We start from the raw sequence: 13,074 nt of genomic DNA, 5'->3' as shown, positions 1-13,074 counted from the left end.
TGCAGTAGCAATAACATGCTATAAAAAATTGGGGTATAACAACTAATACCCCAACCCTGTTATAAAAATAGGGTCACAATTATTAGGTCTGCCGGCGTTTGGGCATACCTGAGTACAGGAGTAAAATATGCAAATTGAGCAACAATTGGCGTGGGCCAGCTGTGCGAATCCGTTCTTTACACTGGGACCTAAACCAACGCCAGAAGGTGTGCATATTTGCGTATGGCGACCGGATGCATCTGCAGTAGATATCAGCCTTGCCGGTAGTGACAAGATTATTGCCTCGCTGACGCCATCTGAACATGAGGGCTTCTTTAGCGGGGTAGTAAAGCAGCTTGATATTACCTCGACCTATCATCTACATTTGCACACCGAATATGGCCCTGTCGTGATTGCTGACCCTTACCAGTTTCAGGAACTGGCTTTTCACGCGGTACACTTTATTGACCACAGCCCAGCGAACTTATACCAGCAAGCCGGCGCCCAGATTATTGCACTGGATGAACAACAAAACGCCACGCGGTTTTGCGTCTTTGCCCCAAATGCCAGTGCGGTTTCAGTGATTGGTGACTTTAACCGCTGGGATGGCCGCTTGCATCCTATGCAAAAAACCGACATGGGATACTGGGTACTGATTATCCCCCAGGTGGCGCCCGGAGACCGGTATAAATTTCAAATAAAAGATGGCTATGGTAATGCATTACCGCATAAGGCCGATCCGTTAGGGTATCAGGCCGAACAATATCCGTCGCATGCATCGGTAGTATATGACCATAGCGCCTATACCTGGAATGATGAGCAATGGATGGCTGACCGTGGATATGACAAATATCACCGGCCAATGAGTGTTTATGAAGTGCATCTGGGTTCCTGGCGCCGGCCTGATGACGGACGTCGTTACCTGAGTTATCACGACTTGGCTGAAACCCTAATCCCTTACGCCGTAGAGATGGGCTATACCCATCTTGAACTGCTGCCGGTGTCTGAATTTCCGTTTGACGGTTCATGGGGTTATCAACCGGTAGGCTTATTCGCCCCCACCAGCCGTTTTGGTAATCCGGATGACTTTAAGTATTTTGTCGATCAATGCCACCAACATGGGTTAGGCGTTATTATCGATTGGGTGCCCGCGCATTTTCCGGAAGACGGCCACGGCCTGGCGCGCTTTGACGGTAGCCATGTCTATGAATACGACGACCCACGCCGCGGATGGCATCCAGACTGGAATTCATGTATTTATGATTTCGGCAAAGACACGGTCCGCCAGTTTTTGGTAGCTAATGCGCTTTATTGGCTGGATAAGTTCCATATAGACGGTCTGCGCGTTGATGCGGTGGCATCCATGCTCTATCTGGATTATTCGCGTAACGAGGGCGAATGGATACCTAATGTGGATGGCGGCAATCAGAATTATGAGGCCATCAGCCTGCTACGTTGGATGAACGAAGAAGTATACCGCCAATTTCCAGATGCTATGACCATCGCCGAGGAGTCTACCTCGTTTCCTGGCGTGTCACGACCTGTGTCTTCCGGCGGGTTGGGTTTCGGCTTCAAATGGAACATGGGATGGATGCATGACTCATTGCATTACATTAGTAAAGATCCGGCGTATCGCCGTTATCATCATGGCGAAATGACGTTCAGTATGGTTTATGCGTTTGATGAGAATTTTGTGCTGCCGATTTCCCATGATGAGGTCGTCCATGGCAAAGGCAGTATGCTGGAAAAAATGCCTGGTGATGAGTGGCAGGCCGCCGCCAGTTTGCGTAGTTACGCCAGCTTTATGTATGGCCACCCGGGTAAAAAACTTAATTTTATGGGCAACGAATTGGCCCAGTATAGCGAATGGAACCACGATAGCTCGCTGGATTGGCACCTGTTAGATTTTCCTAAGCACAAAGGAATGCAAACGCTGTATAAGACACTTAATCAGCTTTATCGTTTGCACCCGGCGTTGTTTGAATTGGATCATGATCCGGCAGGGTTTAGCTGGGTTGATCACCACAATGCTGACCAAAGTGTTATTTCGTTTGTCCGTAACAGTATCGACAAACGTCAGCAGGTTTATGTGATAAGCAATATGACGCCAACACCCCGGGATATGTTCAGAATAGGGGTAGAGCGGCCCGGCGATTACGAGCTTATTTTAAATTCTGATGATACGACGTTTTGGGGAAGTGGCTATCATACGATGGTAAGAGCCAGCGCTGAACAGGTAAGCTGGAACGGCCTGCCATACTCTATTGAAATTAACCTGCCGCCGCTGGCGACGGTTTTCTGGATGATTAAATAAGGTAATGCTGTGAACGTATCCGTGAATCAAAAACTGGTTCAGTCTGAAGGCCAGCCTGAACCACTGGGCGCTCATGTTACCTCGCAAGGGGTGAACTTTGCAGTATACAGCCCGGATGCTAATGCAGTCGTATTATGCTTGTACAGCACTGACACCGAAGAGCCTATTGCTGAGATACCCCTGGCAAGCAAAACCGGCGATATCTGGCATGGGCTGGTGCATGGTCTGGGCCATCGCCAATTGTATGCGTATCGGGTAGACCGTGGACACAGTGAACTGTTGACCTCGCCGGCGGATAAGTTACTTATCGACCCATACGCAAAGGTACTGAGCCGGCCGATTCACTGGAACGCCCGACAGTATTTGAATGACTCACATTTCATGATTCCTAAGTGTCTGGTCACCGATAGCCAGGTGGTTACCAAGTCGCGGCCGCCCGCACCGGGCTATCAGCCTCATGAGCGAATTATTTATGAAACCCATGTTAAGGGATTAACTAAACAGCATCCTGATGTGCCAAAAGCACAGCAGGGAAAGTACTTAGGTGCATGTCACCCGGTGATCCTGGCTCACTTAAAGAGCCTGGGGGTGACCACCGTGCAATTTATGCCGCTGGCGTCATTTATGCCAGAACCCTACATCACCGAAAAAGGGATGACGAACTACTGGGGTTATAATCCGGTTAACTTCTTTGCCCCCGAACCACGCTATGCCCAGGCTGATGCCTTAGGGGAGATTCGAACGATGGTAGACCGCTATCACGAAGCCGGATTGGAAGTGATAGTCGACGTAGTGATGAACCATACCGCCGAAGGGGGGAAAGGGGGGCCGGTACTGTCATTCAAAGGATTCAGCCCGTTCCAGTCTTACTTATACGAGCAGGCGCCGAACGGCGAGTTGTTTTTTTCCAACCATTCAGGCTGTGGAAACACCGTCAATACTGCCCAGCCGATGATGATGAAACTGATTCTGGACGCTTTACGGTTCTGGATGGAAATAATCGGTGTTGATGGTTTCAGGTTTGACCTGGCAGTTAGCCTTGGCCGTGAGCCGCAAGTTTTTAACAAAGCTTCGGGGCTATTACGTGCGTTGCGTCAAGACCCTGTACTCAACAAAGCGGTGCTGATTGCTGAGCCCTGGGATATTGGGCCGGATGGCTATCAGTTAGGTAATTTTACCAGTGACTGGTTGGAAGTGAACGATAAATACCGGGATAACGTCCGCGCTTTCTGGCGCGGCGATGAGGGCACTACAGCAGAGTTTGCCACCCGCTTATTTGGCTCGGCAGATGTCTTTCCCAAAGGCATGCGTCATATTAATACCTCGGTAAATAATATTACCTACCACGACGGTTTTACCCTGCACGATTTAGTGAGTTACAACGAACGGCACAATGAAGCTAATGGCGAAGAAAACCGGGATGGCCATGGCCACAACCTATCCGCTAATTATGGTGTTGAAGGCCCGACACAGGACAACCAAATTATAGCGCTACGCGAACAGCAAAAGCGTAATTTGTTTGCCACCTTGCTGTTAAGCCAGGGCACACCACACATTCTGGGCGCCGACGAACTTAGTAAAACCCAACACGGTAATAACAATGCGTATTGCCAGGATAACGGAATTAACTGGTATGACTGGGAGATGAATAAGCGTAAACAGGACTTCATGAACTTTTGCAGTTATGTCGTCTCGTTACGTAAATCCAGCGATCTGTGGAGCCATCTTTTACTCCAGGATGACAGTTGGCAACAGCGCACCAATGTGCGCCGAATTCGTTGGTTCAAGCCGGATGGCAGCGTTAAGGAAACTGAGGACTGGTACGACAATAATCAGTCATTCGGGGTGGAAATTGAAGGGGTAGGAGATGCCCAGCATCCGCCAGAACACTGGTTTTTGTGTATTAATACCAGTGAGTCCGATATACGTTTCAACTTACCGGCTATTGCACCAAAAAGTGGCTGGCGGTTAAAACTTGATACGCGTTACGCCTCGCTCCAGGAACAGCCGCATATCTGTATCCAGCGGGTATTTTTACAGGCGGCAAAAAGTATGGCGGTATTCAGATATGCCCGCTTACACGATTAAAGACTAAAAAAGGATGTTCCCGCAGGGTTGCGATGCGGTTGACGCTTGTAATTTAGCTATCGCAACCCCATACCTGACGATAAGGCCAGCAGACACCTCTAGACTGGCCTTTTTTTCATTTAAAATCATCGCTTATTAATTTTACAAGCAATGTTCACAAGCGCAACGGATGGTGAAATGCGCAACCATCTGCAATATAAGGTGAGAACCATGCAAAAAGACGATGGAAAAGCACAAACCGAAAAAAATTGTGATGTCGGTTTTATCGGTTTAGGTGTTATGGGGGCTAACTTAACCCTGAATCTGGCAGACAATGGCTACCGGGTAGCCTGTTTCGATCTGGATCAAACCAAAGTTGATGCTATTTTAGCAAAAGAAGCGGCTGAGCGCGGCGATGACGCAGCGCCTCGTGTCGAGGGCTGTAGCTCTTACACTGAGTTATTAAGTAAATTAAAAGCTCCCCATTTAATTATTCTGTCGGTGCCGGCCGGCGACCCGGTAGATCATGTTTGTAATCATCTTATTGATGCGGGCATCAAGGCTGACGACATTGTTATTGATACAGGTAACAGCTTATGGACTGATTCAGTCCAGCGCGAAGAACAGTATAAAAGTAAATTTATCTTCTTTACTACCGCGGTTTCGGGCGGCGAAGTTGGGGCTCGGTTTGGCCCGTCGTTAATGCCTTCGGGTAACCCTTATGCCTGGACTCGTATTGAACCTGTGCTGACCTCGATTGCCGCCAAAGTAGATCCGGAGACCGGCAAGCCAATCGAAAGTCGGATCCCTGGCCAACCGGTCACCGAAGGTGAGCCGTGTGCTACCTATATCGGCACTATGGGCGCAGGTCACTATGTAAAAATGGTTCACAACGGTATTGAATATGCCGACATGCAGCTAATCTGTGAAACCTACCAGATAATGCGCACCTCGTTACATATGTCGGCAGCCGAAATTGCCGAAGTGTTCCGCCGCTGGAATGAAGGTAAGCTGAATAGTTACCTGATGGAAATCAGCGCTGAGGTGCTCGAGCAGATGGACCCGGAAACCGGCGCGCCATTGGTGGATGTAATTTTAGACAAAGCCGGCCAAAAAGGTACGGGGTTATGGACGGCGGTAAGTGCTTTGCAAGTCGGTAGCCCGGCGCAAACTATTACCTCTGCGGTATTTGCCAGAAGTATCTCAGGTCTTAAAGATGAACGCGTTAAAGCCAGTGAAGTATTAAAGGGCCCTGAAGCCCGGGTGCTTAACGATGAAGAAAAAATGCGTGCTGTCAATCAATTAGAGCAATCACTTTATTGTTCGAAAATTTGCGCCTATGCGCAGGGTTTCCAGCTAATGGCGACGGCCGCAAAAGAGCATGACTGGGATCTTGAGTTCGGTGAGATTGCTAAAATATGGCGTGCAGGGTGCATTATTCGCGCGGTATTTTTGCAGTCGATTGCCCAGGCTTATGAAAATGATGAAGACTTGGACAATCTGCTGTTAGATCCCTTCTTTGCCGACCAAATTACCCAAATGCAATCGGACTGGCGCGAATCGATTGCCCAGGCCACGTTAGCTGGTATACCGTGCCCGGCCATGATGTCTGCGCTGAGTTATTATGATTCTTATCGTACGGCAGTATTGCCCGCTAACCTGTTGCAGGGACAACGCGACTTCTTTGGCGCGCATACCTATCAGCGGGTGGATAAGCCGGCGGGTAAAAAATTCCATCTGGACTGGAGTCATCCGGCCCGTCCCCAGGTGGCAGTTAAAAAGTAATCGAGTATACGGGAGGCAGCATGCCAGATAAGTGGCAAGATAAACTGACTGAAGAAGAATATCGGGTTACCCGCCAAGCCGGGACTGAACGTCCATTTACCGGCGTGCTGTTAAACGAAACCCGAGACGGCATATACATATGCAAGTGTTGCGGCGCACAGTTGTTCTCTGCTGATACGAAGTTTGATGCAGGTTGCGGCTGGCCGTCGTTTTACGATCAACTGGCTGATAGCAATGTCGGCTTTCGTGAAGATAGCAGCCATGGCATGGTGCGCACAGAAATTTTCTGTAGCCAGTGCGATGCGCATTTGGGTCACGTTTTTCCAGACGGCCCCGCGCCAACCGGCCAACGCTATTGTGTCAATTCACGTTCAATGGACTTTACTGCCCAGCAAGGTGATACCGTAAAAGGGTAGTGTAGCCTTCACAGTTGAGCATAAAGTGAACAATTTATTTTGAATAGCTATAAAAGAGCACAATAGTTGTGCTCTTTTTTTTGGTAGTGAAAAATTATTTGTGTAAATAACTTACGAAAAGTAGCCAGGCTGATAGATGGCCCGGCGATACCTGCTACACCCGTTCCAGCGCCAGCGCATCCGCATCAAAATCCCCGTCCTCTAACCGGTCGATAATTTCCTCTGCTATCTGGTTAAGAATGGCTGCGGGTAAGTCGTGTTGATTTACCATGGACTGAAACTGGCTTAATGAGGTTTGCGCCTCAAAATGGCTAGCCACCACACCCCATACATAGGCCAAACGATAATTTTGCTGGGTTAGTGCGAGGCTGACCAGCGTGGCAAACACCTCCTGATCAATCTGCGCCGGATCCTGATATAACGCCAGGGCCCGGTACAATGTGGTGCGGGTGGCGTTAGCATCCTGTTTTATTTGCATACTGGCAAATGCCACCAGCAGGGCAGGGTCGCTATCAAATTTACCTTGCGCCGCCATAGCAGCAAACCGTTTACCGGCTGCCTCATTGTGGTGCCTGGACCAGTGATAATAGCTCAGGTAAGGGTTGGTTGATTCGCGGGTCCGCCACCCCAGTGTTTTGATTTCCTGCTGCACCGCTTCAAAAGCTGCCATACGGCCAGCTTCCTTCTCACGATGTTTGATATAGCGAATTTGCGCGGCTTTGGCCACGCACGCCTGGTAATGTTCGAGTTTGACCAGGTAGTGGTATGTTGCTTCATTGTATTCGCGTGCCGGTGTATTGCGTTGCGCAAACCGGTGGCGAATGATGTCTGCTTTTTCCGCCCGGCACCAGCCATCCTGGTTTAAGGTATTGCACATTGATGGATGATCTTCACAGATTTGTTTAATGCTGGGGGTGGTTAATTTATCGCAGGCGGATAACAAAAGCATCGACGCAAAGATTAACGTGCCACCGCTAAATGTGGAAAGTTTACCAAAGGAACCGGGGGAATTTCCTAATTCCCTAAATATTCTGTAATTTATCAACAATTTGGAGTTCTCGAACTGGTTAATTAGAATACTAGCGTCCATGACAGACATCTAACTCACCTCAATTGTACCCTAATAATAAGTCGTCATGGACTCTTTCAATACTCTACGTCGATGAAGGCAAAGGCATGAATCAACAGTTCGAACAAGAATTACAAAATAGTTGGCAAGAACGTCAGGAATACGCGGAAATGATGCTTCCGCTGATTGGCCGGTTATACCGTAAACATGCAGTGGAAATTACGGTCTATGGCAGACCCCTGTTAAACGCCAGTGCTATTGATGTTATTAAAGCACATCGAATGGTGCGTCTGCATGAGGGCATTAAACTGAGGTTACGCGAAAGCTGGCCGATTCTTGAAGCGCTGAGCTTAATGCAATTAGCCCCGGCGCAAATCGATATTGGAAAGCTGGCATTTGATTTCAATTACGGTTCGGCGGTCGACAATACTGATTTGCCAGGTTACCTATCAAAACAGCTAGGTAGTGTGATAGATAAAAGTGATGAACAGACTCCACGGGATGTGGTGCTTTACGGGTTTGGCCGTATCGGACGTTTGTTGGCCCGTTTGCTCATTGAACGCCAGGGGGCAAATAACAAGCTGCGGTTGCGGGCCGTAGTGGTAAGAGGCGGCCGTGAGGGTGACCTGGAAAAACGCGCCAGCCTGCTGCGGCGCGACTCGGTTCATGGGCCGTTTAATGGCAGTATTACGGTGGATAATGAGCGTCAGGCTATCAAGGCGAATGGCTCGTTTATTCAGGTTATTTATGCCGACAGCCCTGACCAGGTAGACTACACCCAGTACGGTATCGATAATGCGTTGGTTATAGATAATACCGGTATCTGGCGTGACGAAGACGGCCTGGGTTTACATTTACAAGCCAAAGGCACTGAAAAGGTAATTTTAACCGCACCGGGTAAAGGCAACATTAAGAATATCGTGCACGGAGTGAATAACGATACCATTACCAATGAAGATAAAATTCTGTCGGCGGCCAGTTGTACCACTAATGCTATCACGCCGGTATTAAAGGCCCTTGATGAAGAATATGGGATTGTTAGTGGCCATGTTGAAACGGTGCACTCTTATACCAATGATCAGAATCTGATAGACAACTACCATAAGGCAGAGCGACGGGGGCGAAGCGCACCGCTTAATATGGTGATCACCGAAACCGGGGCAGCCAAAGCTGTAGCAAAAGCGTATCCGAAACTATCCGGTAAGCTCACCGGTAATGCGATTCGGGTTCCGACTCCGAATGTGTCTCTGGCCATTTTGAATATTAATCTGGACCAAACCACTGACAAATTGCAGGTGAATGAATTTTTACGCAACATTGCGTTGTTTTCGCCCCTGCAGCATCAAATTGATTATACCGCCAGCAAAGAGGTGGTCTCATCCGACTTGGTTGGCACCCGGGCAGCGGCTGTCGTCGATTCACAAGCCACTATCGTAGCCCAAAATCGGGTTACCCTGTACGTGTGGTATGATAATGAATTCGGCTATAGCTGTCAGGTTATGCGGGTGGTGCGCGATATGGCCAATCTTTCCTTTCCTACCTTACCCACCTGAACCAGGCGGCCCTGAGTTACGTAACCCTGTGATACATAAAATAGTTCAGCACATTAATTTGTGCTGCACATACGGTTACGCATAACGCAGCGTAGGTCATTGCCAGCTGCAGCGTGTTGCTGGCAATTAACCGACTTTACGCTGGCTATGCCAGACAATATTAGATACCGTGATCGACTGTGAAGACCTTTTGTTGTATTAAATTACAAGGGAATTTTGAATGACCAATCCTGCCCGGCCGTGGTATCGGCGTTCGCTGGTTCGCTGGATTCGCGATATCGGCATTATCTGTCTGGTAATTTATGGTATCAGCCAATGGCAAATGCGGGGAATGTTATCTACTGATGGCGATTCTGTCGCTTCAGTTACCTTTGTTAAAACCCTCAATGGTGAACCTTTCACTATTTCCCCTAAAACCGGTAAGCGCACACTGATTTATTTTTTCGCGCCCTGGTGTGAAATCTGCAAATTAAGTATCAGTAATGTGGATTCGGTGGACACCGAACGGTTTCAGGTGTTCAGAGTAGCGCTTGATTACGACAACCCTAATGAGGTAAGAAAGTTTATTGAGAACACCGGGGTAACCGGCCGGGTTTACTTAGGCAACGAGCAACTTAAGTCTAACTTCCAGGTACAAGGGTATCCCTCGTATTATTTGCTGGACGAGCAATTTAATGTAATAGACCGCGCGCTGGGCTATTCAACCGCTGCCGGACTTCGCGTGCGCACCTGGTTATCCGCCCCCGGCCCCGACACCCCCCATTAGTCACTCAACTGGCGCGGGGTGAGCAAATTGGTTAACAGATAGCCAACTGTCAGCAAAGTTGAACAAAATTGTAAATAAATTGCCCCACAGGCCGCGTGTTTACCGTGCAAAATATAGTATTGACTAAACACTGTGTGCTAAATTACCGCGCAAATTCCTTTCACCAAAAGTGATTAAAAATGCATATCTCAAGTCAGTTTGACAGCGGTAATATTCGAATCATCAAAGCCGATTCCCCCGAAGACATTGTATTGGCGATTAACCCTGATAACCAATCTGAGTTTTATCAGTGGTTTCATTTTCGCTTATTCGGTGATGCATATGAATCTCATCATATAAAAATTACCGATTTAGCCAAGTCTGCGTATCCGGACGGCTGGCAGGATTACGATGTCCTGGCCTCTTATGATCGCCAGAGCTGGTTTCGGGTAAGTAGCGAATTTGACGGCGATACGTTGTCTTTTGAATTTACCCCAGAACAACCCAGCGTGTATTTTGCTTACTTTATTCCGTATAGCTACGAGCGCCATCTTGATCTGATAGCAGACGCGCAAATGTTTTTAGATTGCGAACATAAGCTGTTGGGGCAAACCCTGGACGGGCGGGATATGTCTATGCTGGTAATCGGCCAACCCGGTGAAGGGAAAAAGAATATATGGATTACCGCCCGGCAGCATCCAGGTGAAACAATGGCGCAATGGTGTGCGGAAGGATTATTGTATCGCTTATTAGATGAAGAAGATGGACTGTCGCGCAAACTGTTGAACGATGCTGTGTTCTACATTATTCCAAACATGAATCCAGATGGCGCGGCACGGGGCCATTTACGCACCAACGCGGTGGGAACTAACCTGAACCGCGAATGGGCCGCGCCCAGTGCTGAAAAGAGCCCGGAAGTCCTCTATGTGCTAAATGCCATGGACGAGATAGGCGTAGACATGTATCTTGATCTGCACGGGGACGAAGCGCTGCCATACAACTTTGTTGCAGGCAGTGAAGGCATTCCCGCTTATTCGCCACGGTTGAAGGACCTGGAAGACACATTCAAACAGACTCTGTTAGCAGTAACACCGGAGTTTCAGGATGAATATGGCTATCCAAAAGATAAACCTGGCGAAGCAAATCTTTCAGTGGCATCCAATGCGGTAGGGCAGCGCTTTGAGTGTCTGGCTTATACTTTTGAAATGCCATTTAAAGATAATGATGATTTGCCTGACCCGGTATTTGGCTGGTCAACCCAGCGTTGTCAGCAACTGGGAGAAGATCTGCTGGTAGCGATACGCGCCGTCCTGCCAAAACTACGATAATAATAAAAAGCGCATAACAACAAAAATATAACACGTATTGAAGGGGAACCAGTTTTGGAAGGGTTACATAATTTTCTTGTGTCGCTGGACGGCATATTGGGGGGCGCCTGGTGGTTTCCCTTTGTATTGCTGGGGGTAGGATTCTTTTTTACTCTGTACTTAGGGTTTCCGCAAGTTCGCTATTTTATGCATGCCTGGAAAGTCGTGTTTGGTAAGTTTGACAAAGACGACGAACCCGGCGATACCACGCACTTTAGAGCATTAACCACGGCGCTATCCGGCACGGTGGGAACGGGGAATATCAGTGGTGTTGCCTTCGCGCTTTACTTGGGCGGTCCGGCAGCGCTGTTTTGGATGTGGGCTACCGCATTTTTTGGCATGACAACCAAATTTGTGGAGGTGACGTTATCGCATAAGTATCGGGTCCAAACCGAAGACGGTACCATGGCCGGTGGGCCTATGTATTATATGGATCGCCGCCTGAATATGAAGTGGCTGGCAGTGGCTTTTGCTATCGCCACGGTTATCAGCTCGTTCGGCACCGGTAACTTGCCGCAAAGTAACGGTATTGCGCAAAGTATCGAGGCCACCTTTGGGTTTGAGCCGGTCATAGTGGGTAGCGTATTGGGTATTTTACTGGCCCTGGTAATTTTGGGCGGGATCCGTCGTATTGCAGCTTTTACCGCCCGGGTAGTGCCAGTAATGGCGGTTATATACCTGATTGGGGCATTGGCGGTGATCTTCGCTAACGTAGAGAATATCGGTCCTTCGTTTGCCGCTATAATTGGCGATGCCTTCAGTGGTACCGCCGCGATGGGCGGGTTTTTGGGCGCCTCGTTAGCTTATGCTTTCAATAAAGGTGTAAACCGCGGGCTGTTTTCCAATGAAGCCGGTCAGGGCTCAGCGCCAATAGCACATGCGGCAGCCAAAACCAAAGAACCCGCTTCCGAAGGTATGGTTTCGCTTCTTGAACCCTTTATTGATACCATTTTGATTTGTACCATCACCGGCTTGGTGATTTTGTCTTCTGGGGTGTGGAAAGAAAAGCATCAGAACCACTTTGACCGGTCGGACATGTATTACGTTGATGGGGTTTACGATGACAAAAATACAGAGGATGTTCAGAAGCTGTATAACTACCTAAATGATATTGATGGCCATACCATCAAGCCGTATACCGGTTCCATTACTGTGGTTAATGGTACAGCGGTCACCGGCGGATATACCCTGATCAACGCCCGTTCGGTGGCAGAGGATGTTACCTACACAGTGAACAACGAAGATGCCTTTAATGGTAATCTGAAGGTAGTAGACGGCAAACCAGTAAAAGAAAACCTTGATGTACATGGTAAATCGCTGGTGCATTCAGCCGCGCTTACCACGATTGCATTTACCCGTGGATATTTTGGCCATTGGGGCCAATATATTGTTTCGATAGGGTTGATGTTATTTGCGTTTTCTACGGCAATTGCGTGGTCTTACTATGGCGACCGGGCCATGACCTACCTGGCGGGGCCGCGTTCGGTTATGCCGTACCGGGTCATTTATGTGGCCGGATTTATTTGGGCGTCGTTTTCAGATACCACGCTGGTCTGGGCTTTGTCGGCTGTCGCCATTGTGATTATGACACTGCCGAACCTGTTTGGTATATTACTGCTTAGCAAAGAAATGAAGCAGACGGTAAAAGACTACTGGGCGAACTTTAACCAAAAATAAGCCCACCAACTGCGTATTGTACGAAAAACAAGGATGTTTTGCGTTTCGTACAGTGCGCATTTTTGTATGTCATCCGCGTGACCACCTCAGCTGCTTCCCACT

Annotated in this window: 9 protein-coding genes; 8 read left to right on the top strand and 1 reads right to left on the bottom strand. The window is 48.5% G+C overall.

Annotated features, from left to right (window positions below):
* Positions 1-127: 127 nt before the first annotated feature.
* From glgB to msrB, 4 genes are all read left to right on the top strand, one after another.
* Positions 128-2,293, top strand: coding sequence for a 1,4-alpha-glucan branching protein GlgB (glgB, locus tag D0Y50_RS10945; protein WP_108567245.1), 2,166 nt, complete (start codon positions 128-130; stop codon positions 2,291-2,293).
* A 9-nt stretch (positions 2,294-2,302) separates the two neighbouring features.
* Complete coding sequence (gene glgX / locus D0Y50_RS10940; protein ID WP_108567246.1) at positions 2,303-4,381, top strand: glycogen debranching protein GlgX; 2,079 nt, start codon at positions 2,303-2,305, stop codon at positions 4,379-4,381.
* Between the two features lie 210 nt (positions 4,382-4,591).
* Entirely contained in the window at positions 4,592-6,145 is a 1,554-nt protein-coding gene (gene gndA, locus D0Y50_RS10935) for an NADP-dependent phosphogluconate dehydrogenase (protein ID WP_108567247.1), read from the top strand.
* 20 nt (positions 6,146-6,165) lie between these two features.
* Positions 6,166-6,561, top strand: coding sequence for a peptide-methionine (R)-S-oxide reductase MsrB (msrB, locus tag D0Y50_RS10930; protein ID WP_108567248.1), 396 nt, complete (start codon positions 6,166-6,168; stop codon positions 6,559-6,561).
* 154 nt (positions 6,562-6,715) lie between these two features.
* On the opposite strand, the gene D0Y50_RS10925 is transcribed toward msrB, so the two are convergent.
* A complete protein-coding gene (locus tag D0Y50_RS10925; protein ID WP_117316970.1) occupies positions 6,716-7,660 on the bottom strand; it encodes a DUF2989 domain-containing protein in 945 nt (314 codons plus the stop codon).
* 77 nt (positions 7,661-7,737) lie between these two features.
* Here D0Y50_RS10925 and D0Y50_RS10920 point away from each other — a divergent pair, with 77 nt between their 5' ends.
* The 4 genes from D0Y50_RS10920 (at position 7,738) to D0Y50_RS10905 (ending at position 12,972) form a co-directional block, all read left to right on the top strand.
* Positions 7,738-9,183: a glyceraldehyde-3-phosphate dehydrogenase gene (locus D0Y50_RS10920; protein ID WP_117316968.1), complete on the top strand. Its 1,446-nt coding sequence runs from the start codon at positions 7,738-7,740 to the stop codon at positions 9,181-9,183.
* A 220-nt stretch (positions 9,184-9,403) separates the two neighbouring features.
* Complete coding sequence (locus D0Y50_RS10915; protein WP_108567251.1) at positions 9,404-9,949, top strand: TlpA family protein disulfide reductase; 546 nt, start codon at positions 9,404-9,406, stop codon at positions 9,947-9,949.
* Positions 9,950-10,128: 179 nt separating this feature from the next.
* The gene (locus D0Y50_RS10910; protein WP_117316966.1) at positions 10,129-11,256 is read left to right on the top strand and encodes a M14 family metallopeptidase; all 1,128 of its coding nucleotides are present in this window, start codon (positions 10,129-10,131) and stop codon (positions 11,254-11,256) included.
* 54 nt (positions 11,257-11,310) lie between these two features.
* Complete coding sequence (locus tag D0Y50_RS10905; RefSeq protein ID WP_108567253.1) at positions 11,311-12,972, top strand: alanine/glycine:cation symporter family protein; 1,662 nt, start codon at positions 11,311-11,313, stop codon at positions 12,970-12,972.
* Positions 12,973-13,074 lie beyond the last annotated feature (102 nt).

The sequence above is a fragment of the Salinimonas sediminis genome (genome assembly GCF_003429285.1).
GTDB lineage: Bacteria > Pseudomonadota > Gammaproteobacteria > Enterobacterales > Alteromonadaceae > Alteromonas > Alteromonas indica.
This window is presented reverse-complemented; position numbering and strand designations above follow the sequence as displayed.